The sequence below is a fragment of the Mycobacterium sp. NGS64 genome (genome assembly GCF_059812245.1).
This window is the reverse complement of the sequence record NZ_JCALCI010000004.1, coordinates 361,158-385,243: the sequence shown is the minus strand read 5'-3', so window position 1 is coordinate 385,243 and position 24,086 is coordinate 361,158. Positions and strand designations below refer to the sequence as shown.

20 protein-coding genes and 2 pseudogenes are annotated in these 24,086 nt (G+C 69.7%); 9 read left to right on the top strand and 13 right to left on the bottom strand.

Features of this window, described 5'->3' with window-relative positions; genetic code table 11:
- Nucleotides 1-16 precede the first annotated feature (16 nt).
- On the bottom strand, nucleotides 17-1,120 hold the full coding sequence (gene gcvT / locus AC5Y4S_RS19740; protein ID WP_500034343.1) for a glycine cleavage system aminomethyltransferase GcvT: 1,104 nt from the start codon (nucleotides 1,118-1,120) through the stop codon (nucleotides 17-19).
- 95 nt (nucleotides 1,121-1,215) lie between these two features.
- Here gcvT and AC5Y4S_RS19735 point away from each other — a divergent pair, with 95 nt between their 5' ends.
- Entirely contained in the window at nucleotides 1,216-2,340 is a 1,125-nt protein-coding gene (locus tag AC5Y4S_RS19735) for an adenylate/guanylate cyclase domain-containing protein (protein ID WP_500034342.1), read from the top strand.
- Nucleotides 2,341-2,351: 11 nt separating this feature from the next.
- Complete coding sequence (locus AC5Y4S_RS19730) at nucleotides 2,352-3,899, top strand: leucyl aminopeptidase (protein WP_500034341.1); 1,548 nt, start codon at nucleotides 2,352-2,354, stop codon at nucleotides 3,897-3,899.
- A gap of 78 nt (nucleotides 3,900-3,977) precedes the next feature.
- Here the strand turns inward: AC5Y4S_RS19730 and AC5Y4S_RS19725 are convergent, their stop codons facing one another.
- Nucleotides 3,978-5,570 (bottom strand): phytoene desaturase family protein, encoded by a 1,593-nt coding sequence (locus AC5Y4S_RS19725; RefSeq protein ID WP_500034340.1) that lies wholly within the window; start codon nucleotides 5,568-5,570, stop codon nucleotides 3,978-3,980.
- A 4-nt stretch (nucleotides 5,571-5,574) separates the two neighbouring features.
- Nucleotides 5,575-6,030 (bottom strand): SRPBCC family protein, encoded by a 456-nt coding sequence (locus tag AC5Y4S_RS19720; RefSeq protein ID WP_500034339.1) that lies wholly within the window; start codon nucleotides 6,028-6,030, stop codon nucleotides 5,575-5,577.
- A 121-nt stretch (nucleotides 6,031-6,151) separates the two neighbouring features.
- On the opposite strand from AC5Y4S_RS19720, the gene AC5Y4S_RS19715 reads away from it, so the two are divergent.
- Entirely contained in the window at nucleotides 6,152-6,496 is a 345-nt protein-coding gene (locus AC5Y4S_RS19715) for an aminopeptidase (protein WP_500034338.1), read from the top strand.
- 50 nt (nucleotides 6,497-6,546) lie between these two features.
- Here AC5Y4S_RS19715 and AC5Y4S_RS19710 read toward each other — a convergent pair whose 3' ends face one another.
- On the bottom strand, nucleotides 6,547-8,319 hold the full coding sequence (locus AC5Y4S_RS19710; RefSeq protein ID WP_500034337.1) for an SDR family oxidoreductase: 1,773 nt from the start codon (nucleotides 8,317-8,319) through the stop codon (nucleotides 6,547-6,549).
- 177 nt (nucleotides 8,320-8,496) lie between these two features.
- Here AC5Y4S_RS19710 and sucB point away from each other — a divergent pair, with 177 nt between their 5' ends.
- From sucB to AC5Y4S_RS19685, 5 genes are read left to right on the top strand one after another with little or no spacing between them, the layout of a single operon-like run.
- The gene (gene sucB, locus AC5Y4S_RS19705) at nucleotides 8,497-10,281 is read left to right on the top strand and encodes a 2-oxoglutarate dehydrogenase, E2 component, dihydrolipoamide succinyltransferase (RefSeq protein WP_500034336.1); all 1,785 of its coding nucleotides are present in this window, start codon (nucleotides 8,497-8,499) and stop codon (nucleotides 10,279-10,281) included.
- A gap of 4 nt (nucleotides 10,282-10,285) precedes the next feature.
- On the top strand, nucleotides 10,286-11,197 hold the full coding sequence (locus tag AC5Y4S_RS19700) for a TIGR01777 family oxidoreductase (RefSeq protein ID WP_500034335.1): 912 nt from the start codon (nucleotides 10,286-10,288) through the stop codon (nucleotides 11,195-11,197).
- A gap of 46 nt (nucleotides 11,198-11,243) precedes the next feature.
- Nucleotides 11,244-11,942 carry a lipoyl(octanoyl) transferase LipB gene (gene lipB / locus AC5Y4S_RS19695; RefSeq protein WP_500034334.1) on the top strand — a complete coding sequence of 233 codons (699 nt, stop codon included), beginning with the start codon at nucleotides 11,244-11,246 and terminating at the stop codon, nucleotides 11,940-11,942.
- Entirely contained in the window at nucleotides 11,939-12,871 is a 933-nt protein-coding gene (lipA, locus tag AC5Y4S_RS19690) for a lipoyl synthase (protein WP_500034333.1), read from the top strand. Before lipB ends, lipA begins: the two co-directional genes overlap by 4 nt.
- A 40-nt stretch (nucleotides 12,872-12,911) precedes the next feature.
- Nucleotides 12,912-13,664 (top strand): DUF4191 domain-containing protein, encoded by a 753-nt coding sequence (locus AC5Y4S_RS19685; protein ID WP_500034332.1) that lies wholly within the window; start codon nucleotides 12,912-12,914, stop codon nucleotides 13,662-13,664.
- A 6-nt stretch (nucleotides 13,665-13,670) separates the two neighbouring features.
- Here AC5Y4S_RS19685 and AC5Y4S_RS19680 read toward each other — a convergent pair whose 3' ends face one another.
- Nucleotides 13,671-14,090, bottom strand: a complete 420-nt coding sequence (locus AC5Y4S_RS19680) for an RDD family protein (RefSeq protein ID WP_068184285.1) — start codon at nucleotides 14,088-14,090, stop codon at nucleotides 13,671-13,673.
- A 261-nt stretch (nucleotides 14,091-14,351) separates the two neighbouring features.
- On the opposite strand from AC5Y4S_RS19680, the gene glnA (AC5Y4S_RS19675) reads away from it, so the two are divergent.
- Nucleotides 14,352-15,788, top strand: coding sequence for a type I glutamate--ammonia ligase (gene glnA / locus AC5Y4S_RS19675; protein ID WP_068101914.1), 1,437 nt, complete (start codon nucleotides 14,352-14,354; stop codon nucleotides 15,786-15,788).
- Between the two features lie 100 nt (nucleotides 15,789-15,888).
- Here the strand turns inward: glnA (AC5Y4S_RS19675) and AC5Y4S_RS19670 are convergent, their stop codons facing one another.
- From AC5Y4S_RS19670 to glnA (AC5Y4S_RS19635), 8 genes and pseudogenes are all read right to left on the bottom strand, one after another.
- Nucleotides 15,889-16,107: a hypothetical protein gene (locus AC5Y4S_RS19670; RefSeq protein ID WP_066937719.1), complete on the bottom strand. Its 219-nt coding sequence runs from the start codon at nucleotides 16,105-16,107 to the stop codon at nucleotides 15,889-15,891.
- A gap of 48 nt (nucleotides 16,108-16,155) precedes the next feature.
- A pseudogene (locus AC5Y4S_RS19665) lies at nucleotides 16,156-16,338 on the bottom strand (LLM class F420-dependent oxidoreductase); the annotation flags it as partial.
- Nucleotides 16,335-16,502: pseudogene (locus tag AC5Y4S_RS19660) on the bottom strand (hotdog family protein); the annotation flags it as partial. The pseudogenes AC5Y4S_RS19665 and AC5Y4S_RS19660, both read right to left, overlap by 4 nt.
- A gap of 143 nt (nucleotides 16,503-16,645) precedes the next feature.
- On the bottom strand, nucleotides 16,646-17,992 hold the full coding sequence (locus AC5Y4S_RS19655) for a flavin monoamine oxidase family protein (protein WP_500034624.1): 1,347 nt from the start codon (nucleotides 17,990-17,992) through the stop codon (nucleotides 16,646-16,648).
- A 163-nt stretch (nucleotides 17,993-18,155) separates the two neighbouring features.
- Complete coding sequence (locus AC5Y4S_RS19650) at nucleotides 18,156-19,016, bottom strand: TIGR03619 family F420-dependent LLM class oxidoreductase (RefSeq protein WP_500034331.1); 861 nt, start codon at nucleotides 19,014-19,016, stop codon at nucleotides 18,156-18,158.
- Nucleotides 19,013-19,660 (bottom strand): PaaI family thioesterase, encoded by a 648-nt coding sequence (locus tag AC5Y4S_RS19645; RefSeq protein WP_085187314.1) that lies wholly within the window; start codon nucleotides 19,658-19,660, stop codon nucleotides 19,013-19,015. Before AC5Y4S_RS19645 ends, AC5Y4S_RS19650 begins: the two co-directional genes overlap by 4 nt.
- Nucleotides 19,657-22,641 carry a bifunctional [glutamine synthetase] adenylyltransferase/[glutamine synthetase]-adenylyl-L-tyrosine phosphorylase gene (locus AC5Y4S_RS19640; protein ID WP_500034330.1) on the bottom strand — a complete coding sequence of 995 codons (2,985 nt, stop codon included), beginning with the start codon at nucleotides 22,639-22,641 and terminating at the stop codon, nucleotides 19,657-19,659. The genes AC5Y4S_RS19645 and AC5Y4S_RS19640 overlap by 4 nt, the downstream gene beginning before the upstream one ends.
- A gap of 51 nt (nucleotides 22,642-22,692) precedes the next feature.
- The gene (gene glnA / locus AC5Y4S_RS19635; protein ID WP_068101920.1) at nucleotides 22,693-24,033 is read right to left on the bottom strand and encodes a type I glutamate--ammonia ligase; all 1,341 of its coding nucleotides are present in this window, start codon (nucleotides 24,031-24,033) and stop codon (nucleotides 22,693-22,695) included.
- Between the last annotated feature and the right edge of the window lie 53 nt (nucleotides 24,034-24,086).

The window sequence follows — 24,086 nt, the reverse complement described above, 5'->3', positions numbered from 1 at the left end:
TGCCACCGAAGGTTCGCTAACGCGTTTTCACGGCGACGAACGGCGGCCGCACGACCTCGCATTCGGCGGCACGGCCGCGGATGTCGACGGTGACCTGCTGACCGTCGTCGATCCCGGCGTCGGTGTCGATCAACGCCAGCGCGATGCCGACTTGCAGTGTCGGAGAAAACGTCCCGGACGTCGTGACCCCGACCGGCCGCTCCCCCGCCAGGACCGTGAGCCCGGGACGCAGCACGCCGCGGCCGACCATCCGCAGCCCGCGCAGCAGGCGCCGCGGTCCCGCTTCCTTTTCGGCCAGCAGCGCCTCGCGGCCGAAGAACGCATCCTTCTTCCAACCGATCGCCCAGCCGCACCGGGCCTGCAGCGGCGAGATGTCGAGCGAAAGTTCGTGCCCGTGCAGCGGATAGCCCATCTCGGTGCGCAGCGTGTCGCGGGCGCCCAGGCCGGCGGGCTCTCCCCCGGCGGCGCGCACCGCCGCGACCAGCCCGTCGAACACCACACCGGCGGAGTCCCACGGCGGCAGCAGCTCGTAGCCGTGCTCCCCGGTGTATCCGGTGCGGCAGACGCGCACCGGCACCCCCGAGTACGAGGCGTCGGCGTAGCCCATGTAATCCATGTCGGTCGGCAGGCCCAGCTCACCGAGGACGTCCGCCGATCGCGGGCCCTGCACGGCCAGCACCGCGTAGGAGCGATGCTCGTTGGTGATGGTCATGCCGTCCGGGGCGGCGGCCCGCAGCGCATCGACCACCGCGGCGGTGTTCGCGGCGTTGGGCACCAAAAAGATTTCGTCGTCGTCGACGTAGTAGGCGATCAGGTCGTCGATCACGCCACCGGATTCGGTGCAGCACAAGGTGTATTGCGCCTTGCCCGGCCCGATGCGGCCCAGATCGTTGGTGAGTGCGGAGTTGACGAACGCGGCGGCACCCGGCCCGCGGACCAACGCCTTGCCCAGGTGGCTGACGTCGAACAGGCCCACCGCGTTGCGGGTGGCGTTGTGTTCGCTGACGGTGCCCGCATAGGACACCGGCATCAGCCAGCCGCCGAACTCCGCGAAGTTTGCACCCAGTTCGCGATGGCGCTCCTGAAGCGGTCCCTTTTGCAATTCCGGCGCATCGGTCATGCGCCACTCCTCCTCATCGCTTCGCTCTGCATCGTCGCCGGCGCGGCTCACGGCGTCCCACCCTAATGCGCTCGAGTACTGGCACACTTGGGCAGGTGTCCGATCCGCTCGACTTTTCCGAGCTTGAGGCCGCGGGAATCGCCAACCCGCGGGAGCGGGCGGACCTGATCAAGTACCTGGGCGACCTGGGCTTCACCGCCGACGAGATGGTCGAAGCCGAGCGCCGCGGGCGGTTGTTCGGGCTTGCCGGCGACGTCCTGGCGTGGTCGGGACGCCCGATCTACACGCTGCAAACCGCGGCCGACGAGCTCGGCATCTCGGCCGACGAAGTGGCGCACGCCTGGGCTTTGCTCGGGTTGACAGTCGCAGGCGCCGACGTTCCCGTGCTGAGCCAGGCCGACGTCGACGCCCTGTCGACCTGGCTCGCGCTCAAGGCGGTGGTCGGCGAGGACGGCGCGTTCGGCCTGCTGCGGGTGCTGGGCGCCGCGATGGCCCGTCTGGCGGAGGCCGAGGGAACGATGATCCGCGCCGGGACCCCCGACATCCAGATGAACTACACCCACGACGAGCTCGCCACGGCGCAGGCGTACCGCTCGGTCGCCGAGTTCATCCCCCGCATCGGGGCCCTGATCGACGTGGTTCACCGGCATCACCTGACCAGCGCCCGGACCTACTTCGAGCGCGTCCTCCTCGACACGTCGGCGAGCGTCGTGTGCGGCGTCGGGTTTGCCGATCTGTCCAGCTTCACCGCGCTGACGCAGGCGCTGACGCCCGCGCAGCTGTCGGACCTGCTCACCGAGTTCGGTGCCACGGTCGCCGACGTGGTGCACGCCGACGGCGGGCGGGTGGTGAAGTTCATCGGCGACGCGGCGATGTGGGTGTGCTCGTCGCCCGAGGGGCTGGTCAGGGCGGCGCTGGACCTGGTCGACCACCCGCGGGCCCGGGAAGCCGACCTGCAGGTGCGCGCGGGCCTGGCGTACGGCGCGGTGCTGGCGATCAACGGCGACTACTTCGGCCTCCCGGTCAACCTGGCCGCCAGGCTTGTCGCGGCCGCGGCGCCGGGGCAGATCCTGGCCGCGGCCGAGCTGCACGAGAAGTTGCCCGACTGGCCCGCGGCCCCCCACGGCCCGTTGCTGCTCAAGGGCTTTGACGACCCGGTGATGGCCTTCGACCTGCATGGCGGGCACGCTGACGAGGAAAACCCCAGCGCTTGTGATTAGGGTGGTTTGCCGTGACCACCGAACCGGGCTACCAGGCTCCCTCCGTCAACGTCGCCACATCCCTGCCCAAACGCAGTGCGGGCTCCACGGTATTGCTGGTGCCGGTCGTCTCGACCGGCGACGAGGACAGGCCGGGCGCGGTCGTCACCGCCGCCGAGCCGTTCCTGTCCGACGAGGCCGTGGCCGAGATCCAGGACGGCCTGCGGGCGCTGGAAGCCACCGGCGGCAGTGAGCATGTGCACCGGCTGGTGGTGCCGTCGCTGCCGGTGTCTAGCGTGCTGACGATCGGGCTGGGCAAGCCGCGCGATGAGTGGCCGGCCGACACGATCCGGCGCGCCGCCGGCGCGGCGGCGCGGTCGCTGGGCACCGCCGAGGCGGTGATCACCACGCTCGGCGAGCTGCCGGGTGAGGACGTCTGCTCCGCGGCCGTGGAGGGGCTGGTTCTGGGCAGCTACCGGTTCACCGAGTTCCGCAGCGAGAAGACCGCGCCCAAGGACAAGGGGCTGCGCAAGATCACGGTGCTGGCGACGGGCAAGGACGCCAAGAAGCAGGCGGCGCACGGCGCGGCCGTCGCGACCGCGGTCGCCACGGCCCGCGACCTGGTCAACACCCCTCCCAGTCACCTGTTCCCCGCCGAATTCGCCAAGCGCGCAAAGGCTTTGGGCGAATCGGTCGGCCTCGAGGTGGAGGTGCTCGACGACAAGGCGCTGCAGAAGGGCGGCTACGGCGGGGTGATCGGCGTCGGGCAGGGCTCGTCGCGGCCGCCGCGGCTGGTGCGGCTCATCCATCGCGGCTCCAAGCTGGCCAAGAAATCAAAACAGGCGAAGCGGGTCGCGCTCGTCGGCAAGGGCGTCACGTTCGACACCGGCGGCATCTCGATCAAGCCGGCGGCGTCGATGCACTACATGACGTCCGACATGGGCGGCGCGGCCGCCGTCATCGCGACGGTCGCGCTGGCCGCGCAGCAGCAGCTGCCCATCGACGTGATCGCCACGGTGCCGATGGCCGAGAACATGCCGTCGGCCACCGCGCAGCGGCCGGGCGACGTGCTGACGCAGTACGGCGGGATCACCGTCGAGGTGCAGAACACCGACGCCGAGGGCCGGCTCATCCTGGCCGACGCGATCGTGCGGGCGTGCGAGGACAACCCGGACTACCTCATCGAGACGTCCACGCTGACCGGCGCGCAGACGGTGGCGCTGGGCGCCCGGATCCCCGGGGTGATGGGCAGCGACGAGTTCCGCGACCGGGTGGCCGCGATCTCGCAGCGGGTGGGCGAGAACGGCTGGCCGATGCCGCTGCCCGACGAGCTCAAGGACGACCTGAAGTCAACCGTGGCCGACCTGTCCAACATCAGCGGCCAGCGCTTCGCCGGCATGCTGGTGGCCGGGGTGTTCCTGCGCGAATTCGTCGCCGACGGCGTGGGCTGGGCACACATCGACGTCGCCGGGCCGGCCTACAACACCGGCAGCCCGTGGGGATACACGCCCAAGGGCGGCACCGGCGTGCCGACGCGCACCATGTTCGCGGTGCTGGAGGACATCGCCGAGAACGGCTAGAGGATCCCGTCGAGCGCAGCGCTGGCGTGGCGCTCGGCGCCGAACGGCGCGCCAGCGTGACGCTCGCGGTGCGCCGGGCTATGCCGTCAGCCGCTTGAGGACCGCGCGGCCCAGCTTGCGGCGCGGCCAGCCCGTCACGCGAGCGGCGGCCAGCGCGGCGTTGGCGGCGTTGCGCCCGCAGGCGCCGTGCACGGAGCCGCCCGGGGTGGCCGATGCGCTGCCGAGATACAGCCCCTCGACCGGGGTTTCGGCGCGGCCCATCCCCGGCGCGGGGCGAAAGATCGCCATCTGTTGCAGCTGCGCGGTTCCCCCGTTGAGGGCGCCCAAATGCAGGTTGGCGTCGCTGGCCTCCAGGTCCGACGGGCGCTGCACGAACCGGTCGATCACCGCCGCGCCGAAACCGGGGGCGTGCTCTTCGATCACGTGGTCCATCGACTTGGCCAGCCGTTCGGCCGAGGCGTCGTCGGCCACGTTGCGCGGTAAATGCGTGTAGGCCCAGACACTTTCGGTGCCCGCCGGCGACCGGGTCGGATCCGCGGTGGTGGTCTGGCCCAACAGCATGAACGGGTGCTCGGGCACCGCCCGGGTGTTCAGGTCGGCCATCCAACGCACCAGCCCGTCGGCGTCGGCCCCCAGGTGGACGGTGCCCACGCCCCGCAGGCCGTTCGATCGCCACGGGATGGGGCCGTTCAGCGCATAGTTGACCTTCACCACCGGCGGATCCCACACGTAATGCTCGAGCTCGCGACGCAGCCCGGCCGGGACCGCATCGGCGGGCAGCATCTCGCAAAACAGCCGCGGCGCCGTCACGTCGGCCACGATCGCCCGGCGCGCCCGCACGGTCCGCCCGCCGGCGGTGGTCACCGCGACCGCCCGGCCGCCGCGCACCTGGATGCGAGAAACGTTCTGGCCGCACTCGATTCGCGCGCCGGCCGAGTTGGCCCGCCTCACCAATGCGGCCGTCAGCTGTCCCGACCCGCCGACGGGCACCGGCCAGCCGCAGTCCTGGGCGAGCATCGTCATCAGAAAGCCCATGGCGCCGCTGACCGGCGCGTCCGGCGGTACGTCGGCGTGCATCGCGTTGCCCAGCAACAGGATTCGCGGCGCCTCGCCGTCGAACAGCTCGTCCACCATGGTGTTGGCCGGCTGGATCAACAGGCGGGCCAGCCGGATGGCGTCGGCCGTGCCCAGTTTCAGCAGCAGCCGCAGCATCGGGCGCACCGGCGGAAACGGCGCCAGCATGGCGTCCAGCAGCGGCGCGGAGATCTTGCGCCACAACTCCACCGCGCGCCACCAATTGTCGCCGTCGGTCGGCTCGCGGCGCGCCAATTCCGTTGCGGTACGGGCCGGGTCGCGGTAGATGACGGGCGGGTCGTCGTCGGCCGCGTTGCGCGGGTGGCCCACCACCGCGGGCGCGTGTGACCACCGCAGCCCGTGGTCTTCCAGCCGCAGCGCCGCCATCGCCGGCGAGGCCACCGTCATCGGGTAGAACGAGCTGAACAAGTCGGTGATGTATCCCGGTGTCAGCTCGGCGCTGCGCACCGCGCCGCCGGGCTCAGGTTGGGCCTCGAGCACCAGCACGTCCCACCCCGCGTCGGCCAGCATCGACGCGGCCACCAGCCCGTGGTGCCCGGCCCCGATGACGACGGCGTCGGCCGTCTCGTCGGCCATGCGCCTATTTGACCTGGCTCGGCTCGAGCCGTTCGGCGAGCGCGGTCAACCGCAGCAAGCACTCCCGGTTGCGCGGATAGACGGCGGCCAGGGCCAGCCGGTCGGGGACGATCCGCATCGGGCCGGACGCCGGCACCTCGATCATTTCGATCCGGCAGCCACCGTCCGGAGTATCACTGAGCCGCAACGTTATTCGCGCGGACCCCAATCGCCCGAGCCCGGCGCGCAGGACGAGTTCCTCACCCGGCGTGCAGCTTTCGGACACGGTCGCATCGCTGATCACCAGCGGCCACACTCCGACCGAGTGCTTGATCGCGGAGCCGGGCTGCGGCCAATTCGGGTCGACCGCGCGGGTCCGGCTGTTGCCCACCACCCACTGCGCATACGTCCAGCCGTCGGTCATCGTGTCCCAGATCTGCTGGCGGGACGCCCTTACCTCACGGGTTGCAGCCAATGTCATTGGGTCCGGATACCCCGGTCGGCCGAAACCATGCGCCGGATCGGGCCGCGGCAAACGTTTAACGGCCGCGACCAGTGGTTACTAAGGCGTTACCAGACACGCGTGTGACGGGAGGCCAATTGTGACTGTGCGACGGTTGATCATCGCGGTGGGCGCGGTGCTCCTGCTGGCCGGCATCATCGGGTTGCTGGTGCCGGTGTCCGTGTCGGACGGCAGCGGCAACTCCGTGTCATGCGGGAACGGAATTGCCACCGACTTGTCGAGCGCCAGGAGCGCCAACGACAAGAACGGCGCCAACATCCCCATCCTGAACCAGGTCCTCCCCCACACCGACTACGTTGCCCAATGCCAGTCCTCGGTGAACAGTCGGCGGAGCTGGACCATCCCGCTGGCCGTCGTCGGGCTCCTCGCCGTCGGCGGTGGGCTGGCGGTGGGACGCCAAGGCGCCCGGCAGACGGGGGTTTAGTGGCGACCGCGAGCGCGGCGTAGCCGGGCGAAGCGGGTCGCCACCATCGTCTAGATCACCCGCACCCGCGCGGCGTTGCGCAACGCCTGCGGCGCCACGCGGGACAGGCCATAGACCGCATAGGCCTCCGGAGCGACGGGCCGGATGGGCTTCTTTTTCTTGACCGACGACAGGATCGCCTTGGCGACCTTGTCCGGCCCGTAGTGGCGCAGCGCGAACATCCGGCTGATCTGGCCGCGCCGCTCGTCGACGCGCTCGTCCTTGCCGTCCGGCGCGGCGAAGCGGGTGGTGCTGATGATGTTGGTGTTGATGACGCCGGGGCAGATGGTGGTCAACCCGACGCCGGCAACGTCGAGTTCGGCCCGCAGGCAGTCGGAGAACATGTAGGTGGCCGCCTTAGAGGTGCAGTAGGCGCTCAGCGATCCCAGCGGCGAAAAGGCGGCCATGGACGCCACGTTGACGATGTAGCCGCCGGTGCCGCGCTCGACGAGGCGCCGGCCGAAGGACCGACAGCCGTTGACCACACCGCCCAGGTTGATGTCGAGCACCCGGTCGAACTGCTCGGCGGGGGTGTCCAGGAATCCCCCGGCCGCGCCGATGCCGGCGTTGTTGACCACGATGTCGGGGACGCCGTGCTCGGCGCTGACGCGCTCGGCGAACGCCTCGACGGCGTCGGCGTCGGACACGTCGAGCACGTACGCGTGCGCGACGCCGCCGCGGGCGACGATCTCGGCGGCGGTTTCCTTGACGGTCGCCTCGTCGATGTCGCTGACGACCAGCTCGGCGCCCTCGCGCGCGAAGGCGAACGCGGTCTCCCGCCCGATGCCGCTGCCCGCGCCGGTGACCGACACCAGGGTGTCGCCGAAGTACTCGCGGGGACGCCCGACCTGCGCGCGCAGCATGGCCCGGCTCGGCGGCTTGCCGTCGACCAGGTCGGCGAAGTCGTGCACCGCGGCCGCCATCACCTGCGGGTGCGACATCGGCGAGAAGTGGCCCGCCCTGATGTCGCGGCGCCACAACCGCGGCACCCAGCGTGCGGTTTCGTCGAACGAGTAGGGCCGCACGTACTTGTCGCGGGTGTTGACGATGAGCTGCACGGGCACGTCCACGGTCTGCGGCCGGCCACGCATGGAGAACGAGCGAAAGTAGTTGGCGGGGTAGGTCTTCACCGAACGGGCGGCGTCGGAGGGCAGCTTGTCCGAATGGTGGATCTTTTCGGCGGGGATGTTGTCGACGGCATTGCGCCGCAGGGCCGGGACCGACAGCGCCAGCCGCAGGGACAGGGGCGCCAGCACCGGGATGGAGAAGAACACCATGTAGGTCAGGCGCAGCGCCTGTGTGATCGAGCGCAGGAACCTGCGCGGCCGCCAGGGCTGGCGCAGCCCGCTGAACATGTAGTCGACCAGCTGCTCATGGCTGGGGCCGGACACCGACGTGAACGAGGCGACCCGGTCGCTCGCGCCCGGCCGCTTCAGGTACTCCCAGATGCCCACCGAACCCCAGTCGTGGGCAAGCACGTGCACCGGCTGGCCGGGGCTCAGCTCGCCGATCACCGCGGCGAAGTCGTCGGCGAATCGGGCCATGGTGTAGGCGGAGACCGCCTTGGGCGCCGACGTCATGCCGACGCCACGGTTGTCGTAGCGGATGACCCGGAATCGCTCGGCCAGCCGCGGGACGACGCCGTCCCACAGCACGTGCGAGTCGGGGAAGCCGTGCACCAGCACGACCGTCGGGCCCTCGCGGTTGCCCTCCTCGTATACGGCGATGCGCACGCCGTCGGTGCTGTCGACGAACCGCTGGGGTACCTGTTGTAGCTCCGGCATCGCACCTCCCGCTGTGACTGGACCCTGACGCCAGTGGCCACACGGTAGCAAGCGCGTCGGCGCCGACCCGGCAGCCGAACGCGGTCGCCCTGGATGTGTGCCGACGAATGCGCAGTGACAGGATAGTTTTGATAGTCGACCCGCCCCGACCCACGAGCGATCGAGGAGTCAGAAAAGATGGCCTTCTCCGTCCAGATGCCGGCACTCGGTGAGAGCGTCACCGAGGGGACGGTCACCCGCTGGCTCAAGCAGGAGGGCGACACGGTCGAACTCGACGAGCCCCTCGTCGAGGTGTCGACCGACAAGGTGGACACCGAGATCCCGTCGCCGGCCGCCGGTGTGCTGACCAAGATCGTCGCCCAGGAGGACGACACGGTCGAGGTCGGCGGCGAATTGGCCGTGATCGGCGACGCCGGAGAACAACCCCAGGCCCAACCCCAGGCGCCCAGCCAACCGGAACCACAGCCGGAGCCGGAGCCCCAGCCCGAACCTCAGGCCAAGCCCGAACCCGAGCCCCAGCCGGCGGCGCCGGCGCCGCCCGCCCAGCCGGCCGCGTCGGGCGGCGGTTCCGGCGACTCCAAGCCGGTGCTGATGCCCGAGCTCGGCGAGTCGGTGGCCGAGGGCACCGTGACTCGCTGGTTGAAGAAGGTCGGCGATTCGGTTCAGGTCGACGAGCCGCTGGTGGAGGTGTCCACCGACAAGGTGGACACCGAGATTCCCTCGCCGGTGGCCGGCGTCCTGGTGAGCATCACCGCCGAGGAGGACGCGACCGTCCCGGTCGGCGGCGAGCTGGCCCGGATCGGCGCCGGAACGGAGGCCGCCGCGCCGGCTCCCTCGGCGCCCCCGGCGCCGCCCGCACCACAACCCGAGCCCAAGCCGGAGCCGAAGCCCGAACCCAAACCGGAGCCGGCGGCGGCCAAACCCGCACCGGCGCCGCAACCCGAACCGGCACCGCCCCCTCCCGCCGCGCCGCAGGCCGGCGCCCCCAGCGCGGACGGCGCGCCGTACGTGACCCCGCTGGTGCGAAAGCTGGCCAACGAGAACAACATCGACCTTTCCGAGGTCGCCGGCACCGGCGTCGGCGGTCGCATCCGCAAGCAGGACGTGCTCGCCGCGGCCCAGAAAAAGGAACAGGCGAAGCAGGCGCCCCCACCGGCCGCGGCGCCCGCCGCCGCCCCGGCTGCGGAGGGCAAGGCGGCTCCCGCCGCCGCGCCCACCCCGGCGCCCGCGCTGGCCCACCTGCGCGGCACCACCCAGAAGGCGAGCCGGATCCGGCAGCTCACCGCGGCCAAGACGCGCGAATCGCTGCAGGCCACGGCGCAGCTCACCCAGACCCACGAGGTCGACATGACCAAGATCGTGGGGCTGCGGGCCCGGGCCAAGTCCTCGTTCGCCGAGCGTGAGGGGGTGAACCTGACCTACCTGCCGTTCATCGCCCGCGCCGTGATCGACGCCCTCAAGATCCACCCCAACATCAACGCCAGCTACAACGAGCAAACCAAGGAGATCACCTACTACGACGCCGAGCACCTCGGCTTCGCCGTCGACACCGAGCAGGGCCTGCTCTCGCCCGTCGTCCACAACGCCGGCGACCTGTCGCTGGCGGGGCTGGCCCGGGCCATCGCCGACATCGCCGAGCGTGCCCGGTCGGGCAACCTGAAGCCCGACGAGCTGTCCGGCGGCACGTTCACCATCACCAACATCGGCAGCCAGGGCGCCCTGTTCGACACCCCCATCCTGGTTCCGCCGCAGGCGGCCATGCTCGGCACCGGCGCGATCGTCAAGCGGCCGCGGGTGATCGTGGACGAGTTCGGCAACGAGTCGATCGGCGTCCGCTCGATCTGCTATCTCCCGCTGACTTACGACCACCGGCTGATCGACGGGGCCGACGCCGGACGTTTCCTCACCACGATCAAGAACCGGCTCGAAGAGGGAGCCTTCGAGGCTGACCTGGGGCTCTGACGACGTGCCCAAGCCCGTCATCGCGATAGCGGGTTCCTCCGGCCTGATCGGCTCCGCCTTGGCCGCCGCGCTGCGCGCCGCCGACCACCCGGTGCTGCGCATCGTGCGCCGCCCGCCGACGAATTCCGAAGAGCTGCACTGGAATCCGGAGAGCGGCGAGTTCGACGCCGATGCGCTGATCGACGTCGACGCCGTCGTCAACCTGTGCGGCGTCAACGTCGGGCAGCGCCGTTGGTCGGGCGCCTTCAAGCAGAGCCTGCGCGACAGCCGCATCGCTCCGACCGAGGTGCTGGCCAACGCCGTCGCCGACGCCGGCGTCGAAACGCTGATCAATGCCAGCGCGGTCGGCTACTACGGCAACACCAGGGATCGGGTGGTCGACGAAAACGCCCGGGCGGGAAGCGGTTTCCTCGCGCAGCTGTGCGAGGACTGGGAGGCCGCGACACTGCCCGCCCAATACGCGGGCACCCGGGTGGTGCTGGCCCGCACCGGCCTAGTGCTGTCGAAGTCGGGCGGCGCGCTGCGCCGGCTGCGGCCGCTGTTCGCGGCGGGCCTGGGCGCCCGGCTGGGCAGCGGCCGGCAATACATGTCGTGGATCACCCTGGAAGACGAGGTGCGGGCGCTGCTGTTCGCCATCTCACACCCGTCGCTGTCGGGCCCGGTGAACCTAACCGGGCCGGCGCCGGTGACCAACGCGGAGTTCACCACCGCGTTCGGCCGTGCGCTCAATCGCCCGACCCCGTTGATGCTGCCCGGTTTCGCGGTGCGGGCCGCGCTCGGGGAGTTCGCGGACGAGGGGCTGCTCATCGGTCAGCGCGCCATTCCGTCGGCGCTGGAGCGCGCCGGTTTCGAGTTCCACCACAACACCATTGGCGAGGCGCTCGCCTACGCCACGGCCCGCCGCGACCACGACTAATAACGTCGCGTCGCCGGTCGGGGACGGGCCGAGTAGCGTCGGCGGGGTGAGTGATTCCATCCGGTCGAGTTCGGCCGCGATCGACGTCCGCCAGCTCGGGACGGTCGAATACCGCACCGCCTGGCAGCTGCAGCGCGACCTGGCCGACGCCCGGGTCGCCGGCGGTCCCGACACCCTGCTGCTGCTGGAGCACCCGGCGGTCTACACCGCCGGGCGGCGCACCGAGGCACACGAGCGACCGGTTGATGGGACGCCGGTGGTGGACACCGACCGCGGCGGCAAGATCACCTGGCACGGTCCCGGGCAGCTGGTCGGCTACCCGATCATCGGGCTGGCCGAGCCGCTCGACGTCGTCAAATACGTTCGGCGCCTTGAGGAAGCGCTCATCAAGGTGTGCGGCGACGTGGGCCTGGACACCGCCCGGGTCGACGGCCGGTCCGGGGTCTGGGTGCCCGCCGGCGGCAGCCGGCCGGCCCGCAAGGTCGCCGCCGTCGGCGTGCGGGTGTCGCGGGCGACGACGCTGCACGGGTTCGCCCTCAACTGCGACTGCGACCTGGGCGCCTACAACTCGATCGTCCCGTGCGGCATCAGCGACGCCGGAGTGACGTCGCTGTCCGCCGAACTGCGGCGCACCGTCTCCGTCGACGACGTGCGGGCGGCGGTCGCCGTCGCGGTCTGCGACGCCCTGGACGGCGCGCTTCCGGTGCGTGACCACCCGGTTGCCCGCGTAGCATCAACGATGTGACTGTCGCTCCCGAAGGCCGCAAGCTGCTGCGCCTGGAGGTGCGCAACGCGCAGACCCCGATCGAACGCAAGCCGCCGTGGATCAAGGTAAGGGCCCGGATGGGTCCGGAGTACACCCAGTTGAAGGGCCTGGTCCGCCGCGAGGGCCTGCACACGGTGTGCGAGGAGGCCGGCTGCCCGAACATCTTCGAATGCTGGGAGGACCGGGAGGCCACCTTCCTGATCGGGGGCGACCAGTGCACCCGTCGCTGCGACTTCTGCCAGATCGACACCGGAAAACCGGCGGCGCTGGACCGCGACGAGCCCCGGCGGGTCGCCGAGAGCGTGCGGACGATGGAACTGCGCTACGCGACCATCACCGGCGTCGCGCGCGACGACCTGCCCGACGGCGGCGCCTGGCTGTACGCCGAGACGGTCCGGGCCATCAAGGAGCTCAACCCGTCGACCGGCGTCGAGCTGTTGATCCCCGACTTCAACGGCGAGCCCGCGCGGCTCGAAGAGGTCTTCGAGTCACGCCCGGAAGTGTTGGCGCACAACGTCGAAACGGTGCCGCGGATCTTCAAGCGGATCCGGCCCGCCTTCACCTACCGGCGCAGCCTTGACGTGCTCACCGCGGCCCGCGACTTCGGCCTGATCACCAAGAGCAACCTCATCCTCGGGCTGGGCGAAACCGCCGACGAGGTGCGCGGCGCGTTGGCCGACCTGCGCGACGCCGGCTGCGACATCATCACCATCACCCAGTACCTGCGCCCAACGTCGCGCCACCACCCGGTCGAGCGCTGGGTGACACCCGAGGAGTTCGACGAGTTCGCCCGGCACGCCGAGGGCCTCGGTTTCTCGGGGGTGCTGTCCGGGCCGCTGGTGCGGTCGTCGTACCGGGCCGGGCGGCTCTACGGCCAAGCCGTGAGCGACCGGGCCTCGACGGCCTGAGTGTCCCGGCGTTCGGTGGCCGAACGTATCCTTGGTGCTTATGGCTAAACCCCGCACCGCCGCCGAGAACAAGGCCGCCCGGGCTCAGGCAACCGCCGCCCGCAAGGCCGCCGCGAAGGAGCGCCGCGGCCAGTTGTGGCAGGCGTTCAACATGCAGCGCAAGGAGGATAAGCGCCTGCTGCCGTACATGATCGGCGCGTTTGTGCTGATCGTCGGCGCCGCGGTGGCGGTCGGCATCTGGGCCGGCGGGCTGACCATGATCACGATGATCCCGTTCGGCGTGGTGCTGGGCGTCCTGGCGGCGTTCATCATCTTCAGCCGCCGGGCCCAGCGCGCGGTTTACAGCAAAGCCGAAGGTCAGACCGGCGCGGCCGCGTGGGTGCTGGACAACCTGCGGGGCAAGTGGCGGGTGACCCCGGGGGTCGCCGCGACCGGCCACTTCGACGCGGTGCACCGGGTGCTCGGCCGGCCCGGCGTGATCCTGGTCGGCGAGGGATCGGCCGCCCGGGTCAAACCGCTGCTGGCCCAGGAGAAGAAGCGCACCGCCAGGCTGGTCGGCGAGGTGCCGATCTACGACATCGTCGTCGGCAACGGCGAGGGCGAGGTGCCGCTGGGCAAGCTGGAGCGCCACCTCACCAAGCTTCCGGCCAACATCACCACCAAGCAGATGGACACGCTGGAGTCGCGGCTGGCCGCCCTGGGCTCGCGCGCCGGCGCCGGCGTCATGCCGAAGGGGCCACTGCCGAACGCCGGCAAGATGCGCGGCGTGCAGCGCACGGTGCGCCGCAGGTAACGTCGGTCACCGCCGCAGCACCGCCGTCCCCGTCAGCCGATCGTGCAGGCCACGGCCGTCGGAGTCGGTGAACAGCGCCGGGATGACCGTCGCGATCAGCAGCCCGCGCGCCACCAGCCGGCCGAGCCCGACCGGCACCCGCCCGTCCACCGACGCCACCTGCAGACCCAGCGCCAACTGCCCCGGTGTGAAGCTGAACAGCCGCACCGCCACCACCCCGAGCGCGAACCAGATCACCAACACCGCGGTCGCCAGCGTCCGCTGGGAAAACAGGCCGAACGCCATGGCCAGCGCGCCCAGGCCGTACGAAATCAGCCAGTCGATCATCAGCGCGACCAGCCGTCGGCCCATCGGCGCCAAGGATCCCGGGCCCGCCTGCGGCAGGCCGAGGCTCTCGCCCGGAAAAGCGGACCGCGATCCCGGCAAACCGTCGGTCACGGGCGGCTTCCGACGGCCCGGTGGAACCGCCGCGCAAGCCCGCGACGCAGCGGGGATGCGACGGTGTGTCCGTCTTGCCGACCAGATACGATGCTGCCGTCCATGGCCCCACAATAGAACCCGTCAGCGACCCGGATTCTGGTGCGGGGAAGCATGGTCACGTAACCTCTGCGCAACATCGGGTTGACTGACGGGCAACATCAGCTCCATAGCGTCAGGCCGCGGATCACCAAGTAAAGGAGCAATTCTGTGACGGAAATGACGCCCGACGACGTCTTCAAACTCGCCAAGGACGAGGATGTCGAGTTTGTCGACGTCCGGTTCTGTGACTTGCCAGGCATCATGCAGCACTTCACGATTCCGGTTTCGTTCTTCGACGAGAGCGTGTTCGAGGACGGCTTGGCCTTCGACGGTTCGTCGATTCGCGGTTTCCAGTCGATTCACGAATCCGACATGCTGCTGCTCCCGGACCCGGCGACCGCTCGGATCGACCTGTTCACCGAAGCCAAGACCCTGAACCTCAACTTCTTCGTGCACGACCCGTTCACCCTGGAGCCCTACTCGCGCGACCCGCGCAACATCGCGCGCAAGGCCGAGAACTACCTGAAGAGCACCGGGGTCGCCGACACCGCTTACTTCGGCGCCGAGGCCGAGTTCTACATCTTCGACTCGGTCAGCTTCGACTCGCGCACCAACGGCTCGTTCTACGAGGTGGACGCGATCTCCGGCTGGTGGAACACCGGCGAGCCGAACGAGAGCGACGGCAGCCCCAACCGCGGCTACAAGGTCCGCCCCAAGGGCGGGTACTTCCCGGTCGCGCCCGTCGACCACTACGTCGACCTGCGCAGCCGGATGCTGCACAACCTGATCCAGTCGGGCTTTTCCCTGGAGAAGGGCCACCACGAGGTGGGCTCCGGCGGCCAGGCCGAGATCAACTACAAGTTCAACACGCTGCTGCACGCGGCCGACGACATGCAGCTGTACAAGTACATCGTCAAGAACACCGCGTGGCAGGCCGGCAAGACCGTCACCTTCATGCCCAAGCCGCTGTTCGGCGACAACGGGTCCGGGATGCACACCCACCAGTCGCTGTGGAAGGACGGCAGCCCGCTGATGTACGACGAGACGGGCTACGCCGGCCTGTCGGACACCGCGCGGCACTACATCGGCGGCCTGCTGCACCACGCCCCGTCGCTGCTCGCGTTCACCAACCCGACGGTGAACTCCTACAAGCGGTTGGTGCCGGGCTTCGAGGCGCCGATCAACCTGGTGTACAGCCAGCGCAACCGCTCGGCGTGCGTGCGCATCCCGATCACGGGCAGCAACCCGAAGGCCAAGCGGCTGGAGTTCCGTTGCCCCGACTCGTCGGGCAACCCGTACCTGGCGTTCTCGGCCATGCTGATGGCCGGGCTGGACGGCATCAAGAACAAGATCGAGCCGCAGGCGCCGGTCGACAAGGACCTCTACGAGCTGCCGCCCGAGGAGGCCGCCAACATCCCGCAGGCGCCGACCCAGCTGTCCGCAGTGATCGACCGGCTCGAGGCCGACCACGAATACCTCACGGAGGGCGGCGTTTTCACGCCCGACCTGATCGAGACGTGGATCAACTTCAAGCGCGAGTACGAGATCCTGCCGGTCCAGATCCGGCCGCACCCCTACGAGTTCTCGCTCTACTTCGACGTTTAAGCCCGTCTAACCGTCGCGAGCAGACGCAGAATCGCCCTCGCCGCCGCGCTTTGGTGCGATTCTGCGTCTGCTCGGCGGTGAAACTGTCTCCGCCGCAGGCTCAACCGGGGCGGCGGCCCAGGATCCCACGGGTCATCCGCACCGGTTGCCCCTCGGCCATTTCGACGACCTCCAGCCAGCCACCGGGCGCGACGTAATGCCGCTCGACGTCTTCGCGATGCATCGAGATGATCAGCACCCCCGCGTCGGTGACCTCGTAGCTGTCGAAGGCGCCGTAATCGCGCGGTTCACCGTTGCTGAAAACGACCGTGAAAGCCACCGGCAAATTCTAGCGGTCGAGCGACAGGTCTTTGCGGAAGCGCTGTCAGTCGGTGAAGGGCTGCCAGCGCCGCCGGCCGTCCTTGGTGTTCGGGTACGGGGTGTCCAGGGTCTCCAGATTGACGACATGGTCGGGGATCCCGACACCGTCATAGCCGAGTTCGTCGGCCGCCTTGGCGATCTCGACGATCTCCCGGGTGTTCAAAAAGGCGCTGCTGACGTAGAACTTCATTCGGTATCCCTCGCCCACGACGGCTCGATGAAGACGCCCGCCGCCTCGACGGTGACCCCGTGCCCGTCCGAAATAGTCCCGCGCGCAAAGACTTTGACGCCCTCCTGGCGGTCAATCCGCGCCTCGGAACGCAGCGGGCCCAGCGGGGTGCCGCGCAGGTACCGTGGCAAGCTGGCTCACTATTTTTGGCGCCGCCGTTTGGTGGTGGTTACGAGGGCGAAAGAAGCAACCAAGCAAGGCGGGCGAGGCCAGCAAGCAAAACTCGGCCGCGCACGCGATCCGCAGGAACGGCTCCGGTGGTAAGTAATCAGGCGGCTCCCGCGTCGGCCAGCAGCATTTCTCTGGCGACCCTGATTCCCGAACGCACGGCCCCCTCCATGTAGCCATGCCATTCGCCAGACGTCTCCGTCCCCGCCCAATGGATCCGCTCACACGGCGCGCAGAACGCCTTCCCGTAGCTGGTCCAGGCGCCCGGCGGGAAATATGCGGCAAAGCAGCCGCCCGTCCACTCCTCGGCGCACCAATTCTGGATCACTAGTCTCTCTGGGGTCACGGCGTCCCGACCAAACAGGTGACCCAGCGACGCAAGGATTTCCCGCTCCTGGCCAACGGAATCGAGACCACTTAGCCGGCGGGCTTCATCGGCCACCACCAGCCCGACCAGCGCACCGCGCCCGGTCCCGTCGTCCGGTGAGTTGTCGTAAGTCAGACCCACGGCACCTGTGGCCCCCCAGGCCTGTCCGCTCAACCCCCGGTCACGCCAGAACGGGCGCTGATAGACGGCGTGGAACTTGATCGACGGAGCCATTGGGAGGTTGGCCAGCAAACGGCTTCGTTGCTCAGGTAGGGCGGGCGTGTACAAAATCCGGCCGGCCGGCGGCGGCGGAAGGCAGACCGCTCCCCGTCGACAGTGCAGCACGCAGCTATCGGATTCGACGAGAAGCCCCTGCTTATCCTGCGTAATGGCGCGCACCGGATCGGCAAACCTGATTCGCTCACCGAGCCGATCGGCCAGTCGTCGGGCGAGCTCATAACTGCCTTCCTGCACACGGAACGCCTCAGCAGTGATCAATTGCCGCACGGTCCCCGTCGACCTCAGGTCAAAGAGCATCCCCAGCAGAGAGGTGTCGCGCGGCTCGATCGACGCACTCCCCCTCACATACATGCGGGCAAATTCCTGCCCGCTCGCAGTTCGGAGATGCCGGTGTATCCATTCCTCAGCCGTGAGATGGTCCCACTGCTGTGACTTCGAAGCTCGCCATGGCGCCTCAGGCGGGATCCGCTTAGACATCCAGGCCACCTTCGCCGCATTCACCAGCACCTCCGCCAGAGCATGAGGAGGCAGCGGAGGGTGCGAACCAACGCCCAGCGTCACCCGGCCGTCGAGATCCCAGATCACCCGGCCCGGCACATCGGTCGAGATGAGGTGCAGCCCGAGCTCCTCCACGAGCCGCAGTACTTCGGTCTGGCCAGGTCCGACCCACTGCGCGCCCAGGTCGAGCACCAGCGGTGGCGCCGCGACGTTTGCGTCGCTCGGCGGCGCGGAGAGTACCCGCCCGCCGACGCGGTCTCGTGCTTCGAATACGGTCACAGTCGCGCCTGCGGCACTGAGATCTATCGCAGCGCGCAGACCCGCCAGACCTGCGCCAACCACAGCGAAGTCTCGGATATCGGGTTTTCCGCTCACTTTCGCGATTAAGCGTATTGCGAGCAGAGCAGTTCGACCGGCACTATTTCGTGGTTTCCAAACAGCTCCACCCCAGACACGTTATGCCAAACCAGCGGGAGACGGAATGCTTTCGGACCCCCCGGGGCGGTTAGCGGTCGAGCGACAGGTCCTTACGGAAGCGCTGCATGCCGTCGATCTTGTCGGCGAGCGTGGCGTCCGGGCCGGAGTAGAACATCCATGGCATCGTGATGATGCCGGTGATGCCGGCGTCCGCGGCGCGCTGATAGTCGGCGGTGGTGAAGGCGTCGGTCAGCGGGGTCAGGATGGTGAAATCGTCCATGGACAAGCCGAGTTCGGCCCGCAGTTCCCGCAGCCGGCCCACGGCCTCGATGGCCCGATCGGTCTTGATCAGGTCGCCGATCCAGCCGTCGTTGCGGGCGGCGCGGCGCAACGCGATGTCGCTGAGCCCGCCGACGTACACGGGTATCGGCGGCGGCGTCGGCTCCATTTCCAGGCGCGGTGTCCGATAGAACGCGCCCTCGAACTCGGCCCAGCCCGGTCGCCACAGCGCCCGCATCAGCTCGATGATCTCGTCGGTGCGTTTGCCGCGGGCGTCGAACCGCTCACCCATCAAGGCGAACTCCTCACGGCACCAGCCGACACCGATCCCGAGCTCCACCCGGCCGGACGCCAAAACCGCCGCCGTGCCAATGGCTTTCGCCGCCGAGTAGGGGTTGCGCATGGCGGGAATGTAGACGGTGGTGACGAACCGCAGCCGGGTGGTGACCTGGGCCAGCGCGCCGACGAGGACCCAGGGGTCGGGCCAGTCGGTGAACGCCTGCCACCGTCGTTGGCCGTCCTTGGTGTACGGGTACGGGGTGTCCAGGGTCTCCAGGTTGACGACGTGGTCGGGGATGCCAACACCGTTGTAGCCGAGTTCGTCGGCGGCCCTGGCGATTTCGACGATCTCCCGGGTGTTCAAGAAGGCGCTGCTGACGTAGAACTTCATTCGGCTTCCCTCGCCCACGACGGCTCGATGAAGACGCCCTCGGCCTCGACGGTGACCCCGTGCGCGTCCGAAATAGTGCCGCGTGCAAACACTTTGACGCCCTCCTTGCGCTCGACCCACGCCTCGGAGCGCAGCGGGCCCAGCGGGGTGCCGCGCAGGTACTTCACGGTGATGGTCCCCGTGAAACGCGGCTTGGACAGCCCCTCGCTGGCCGCCTCGCCCAGCATGTGGTCGAGCACCAGGGCGCTCACCCCGCCGTGCACCAGCTTGGGCGGGCCCTCGTAGGCGGTCCCGAGGACGAACTCGCTCCAGCACCGGCCGCCGCCGTCGTGGTGCACGATCACCGGCGGGGCGATCGGGTTGCCCAGGCCGATCGCGGCGTTGCCCAGAGTCAGCGGTCGGCCGCCGTCGACGCGGTAGGTCACCCCCATCGGCCGCGTCCGTTGCCGCAGCGACTTGGTGACGGCCTCGATCGCGGATCGCGCGTCGGCGACGACGCCCTCGTCGGCCTCGGTCCGGATCGTGGCGTCGATGAGATCGCGGACCGCGTCGGCCAGCGGGGTGTACAGGGCCGTCACGCGTTGGGCTTCCGCCGCGCTGAGCACCTCGAAAGTGGCGTCCAACGCGCCGGCCTCCTGACTCAACTTCCAAACACCTTGCGCACCACGGCTTTTGCCCGGCGCGTTACCCGCAGATAATTGTCCAAGAACTCGCCGCCGTCGTCGGACGACCACCCCGCGGCCACCGCGACCGCCTTGAGCTGACGGCCCGGCCCCGGCAGCTGGTCGGTGGGCTTGCCGCGCACCAACACGAGCGCGTTGCGGGCCCGCGTGGCGGTCAGCCAGGCCTGCCGCAGCAGGTCCACATCCTCGGCGGGCACCAGGCCGGCCGCGGCGATGGCGTCCAGGGATTCCAGCGTCGACGTGTTGTGCAGCGCGGGCACCTCGTGCGCGTGCCGCAGCTGCATGAGCTGCACGGTCCATTCGATGTCGGCCAGTCCCCCGCGCCCCAGCTTGGTGTGGGTGTTGGGGTCCGCCCCCCGCGGCAGCCGCTCGGATTCGACGCGGGCCTTGATGCGGCGGATTTCGCGTACCGCCTCCGCCGACACGCCGTCGGGAGGGTAGCGCGTCTGGTCGGCCATCACCAAGAACCGCTGGCCCAGCTCGGCGTCGCCGGCGACCGCGTGCGCGCGCAGCAGCGCCTGGATCTCCCACGGCTGCGCCCACTGCGAGTAATAGGCGGTGTAGGAACTGAGCGTGCGAACCAGCGGGCCGCTACGACCCTCGGGCCGCAGGTTTGCGTCGACCTCGAGCGGCGGGTCGACGCTGGGCGTGCCCAGCAGCGCCCGCACCTGCTCGGCGATCGTCGTCGACCACCGCACCGCGTGCGAGTCGTCGACGCCGTGGGCGGGCTCGCAGACGAACATCACGTCGGCGTCAGACCCGTAGCTCAGCTCGGCGCCGCCCAGCCTGCCCATGCCGATGACCGCGATGGCCGCCGGCGCCCTACCGTCCTCGGGCAGATTGGCCCGGATCATCGCGTCCAGGGCGGCCTGCAGCACGGCCACCCACACCGACGTGAGCGCCTTGCACACATCGGTGACCTCGAGGAAACCGAGCAGGTCGGCCGAGCCGACGCGGGCCAGCTCGCGGCGCCGCAGCGTGCGCGCGGCCGCGATCGCCCGCACCGGATCAGCGTGGCGGCTCGCCGAGGCGATCAGCGCCCGGGCCACCGTGGCGGGGTCGGTCTCGAGCAGCTTGGGCCCGCCCGGGCTGTCGCCGTAGTCCTGAATCACCCGGGGCGCGCGCATCAGCAGGTCCGGCACGTAGGCGGAGGTCCCCAGCACGTGCATGAGGCGCCGGGCCACCGCGGGCTTGTCGCGCAGCGTGGACAGGTACCAGCTCTCCCCGCCCAGCGCCTCCGACAGGCGCCGGTAGGCCAGCAGCCCGCCGTCGGGATCGGGCGCGTAGGACATCCAGTTCAGCAGCCGTGGCAGCAGCACCGACTGCACCCGGCCGCGCCGCCCGCTCTGGTTGACCAGCGCCGACATGTGCTTCAGCGCGGTCTGCGGTCCCTCGTAGCCCAGCGCCGCGAGCTGCCGCTCGGCGCCCTCGGAGGTGATGCCGTGCGCGATCTCCAAGCCGGCGGGCCCGATGGACTCCAGCAGCGGCTGGTAGAAGAGCTTGGCGTGCAGGCCGGACACCCGCACGTTCTGGTGCCGGAGTTCCTCGCGCAGCACCCCCGCCGCGTCGTGGCGGCCGTCGGGCCGGATGTGCGCCGCGCGCGCCAGCCAGCGCACCGCCTCCTCGTCATCGACCTCCGGCAGCAGGTGGGTGCGCTTGAGCCGCTGCAGTTGCAGCCGGTGCTCGAGCAACCGCAGGAACTCGTAGGACGCGGTCAGGTTCGCCGCGTCCTCGCGTCCGATGTAGCCGCCCCGGCCCAGCGCGTCCAGCGCGTCGACCGTCGAGGCCACGTGCAGCGACTCGTCGGTGCGGCCGTGCACCAGCTGCAGCAGCTGCACGGCGAACTCCACGTCCCGCAGGCCGCCGCTGCCGAGTTTGATCTCGCGCGCGCGCACCTCGGCAGGCACCAGCCGCTCCACCCGGCGGCGCATGGCCTGGACCTCGACGACGAAATCCTCACGCTCGCAGGCGACCCAGACCATCGGCGTCAGCGCGGCCAGGTAGCGCTCGCCGAGCTCGGCGTCGCCGACGGCCGCCCGGGCCTTCAGCAGCGCCTGGAACTCCCACGTCTTGGCCCAACGCTGGTAGTAGGCGATGTGCGATTCGACGGTGCGCACCAGCTCGCCGCTGCGGCCCTCCGGCCGCAGCCCGGCATCGACCTGGAAGAAGGCCGACGACGCCACCCGCATCATCTCGCTGGCCACCCGGGTGGTGACCGCGTCCGCGCGCTCACCGACGAAGATGACGTCGACATCGCTGACGTAGTTCAGTTCGCGGGCACCGCATTTGCCCATCGCGATGACCGCCAACCGGGGCGGCGTGCGGTCGCCGCACACGCTGACCTCGGCCACCCGCAGCGCGGCGGCCAGGGCGGCGTCCGCCAGGTCCGACAGCTGGGCGCTCACCACGGTGAACGGGAGGACCGGCTCGTCCTCGACCGTGGCGGCCAGGTCGAGGGCTGCCAACACCAGCAGCTGGTCCCGGTAAAGGATGCGCAGGCGTTCCAGCGCCGACCCGGGGCCGCTCAGCGCCTCGTCGACGCACTCGAGGAATGTCGCGCACAGTTCGTCGCGCGAGGGCAGGCGGGCCTTGCCGCGCAACAACTTCCAGGACTGCGGATTGGCGGCGAGGTGATCCCCGAGGGCCAGCGACGAGCCGAGCACCCCGAACAGCCGGCCGCGCAGCCCGCGTTCGGTGAGCAGCGCGGCGCTCAGTTCGTCCCAATCGCTGTCCGGGTTCTCCCACAGCCGCACCAGCACCCGCAGCGCGGCGTCGGGGTCGGGCGCGCGCGACAACGCCCACAACCGGTCGATGTAGTTCTGGTCGTCGCGCTCGTACCAACCCAGCTGCGCCAGACGATCACCGGCGGGAGGGTCGACCAACCCGAGGCGGCCCACGCTGGGCAGCCGCGGGCGTTCGGTCGCGGGTTTGGTCACGACCACGACCGTAGCGCAAGCCGCCCGTCTCTCAGACCGATCGGCGCAGGGTGTGAGCTAGAGCGACAGGTAGGTGCGCAGCTCGTAGGGCGTGACGTGGCTGCGGTAGTTGGCCCACTCCGTGCGCTTGTTGCGCAGGAAGAAGTCAAACACGTGCTCCCCCAACGTTTCCGCGACCAGCTCGGAGGCCTCCATGGCGCGCAGCGCCGCGTCGAGACTCGTGGGCAGCTCGCGGTATCCCATCGCGAGGCGTTCCTCGGGCGTCAGGTCCCAGACGTTGTCCTCGGCCTGCGGCCCCAGCACGTAGCCCTTCTCCACGCCGCGCAGTCCGGCGGCCAGCAGCACGGCGAACGCCAGGTACGGATTGCACGCCGAGTCGGGGCTGCGCACCTCGATCCGCCGCGACGACGTCTTGTGCGGTGTGTACATCGGCACCCGCACCAGGGCCGACCGGTTGGCCGCCCCCCACGACGCGTTGGTGGGCGCCTCGCCGCCCTGCACCAGCCGCTTGTAGGAGTTGACCCATTGGTTGGTGACGGCGCTGATCTCCGAGGCGTGCTCGAGGATCCCGGCGATGAACGACTTGCCCACGTCCGAGAGTTGCAGCGGGTCATCGGTGCTGTGAAACGCGTTGACGTCGCCCTCGAACAGGCTCATGTGGGTATGCATGGCCGAGCCGGGGTGTTCGGCGAAGGGCTTGGGCATGAACGACGCCCGCGCGCCGTTTTCGATCGCGACTTCCTTGATGACGTAGCGGAACGTCATGACGTTGTCGGCCATCGACAGCGCGTCGGCGAAGCGCAGGTCGATCTCCTGCTGACCGGGCGCGCCCTCATGATGGCTGAACTCGACCGAGATGCCCATGAACTCCAGGGCCTCGATGGCGTCCCGGCGGAAGTTGGACGCGGAGTCGTGCACCGCCTGGTCGAAGTAGCCGGCGCTGTCGACGGGGATGGGCCTCGACCCGTCGTTGGGGCCGGACTCCAGCAAGAAGAATTCGATTTCGGGGTGCACGTAGCAGGAAAAGCCGAGGTCGTTGGCCTTCTGCAGCTGGCGGCGCAGCACGTGCCGCGGGTCTGCCCACGACGGCGAGCCGTCGGGCATGGTGATGTCGCAGAACATCCGCGCGGAGTGGTGGTGGCCGGACGGGGTCGCCCAGGGCAGCACCTGGAAGGTCGACGGGTCGGGGTTGGCGACGGTGTCGGATTCGGAGACACGCGCGAAGCCTTCGATCGAGGATCCGTCGAAGCCAATGCCCTCCTCGAAGGCGCCTTCGAGTTCGGCCGGCGCGATGGCTACCGACTTCAGGTAGCCGAGCACATCGGTGAACCAGAGCCGAACGAAGCGGATGTCTCGCTCCTCCAACGTGCGGAGGACGAATTCCTTCTGTCGATCCATAACTCGAACAGTAGGCAACCGCTGTTAATTTTGTGTTACCGACGCCCGCTCAG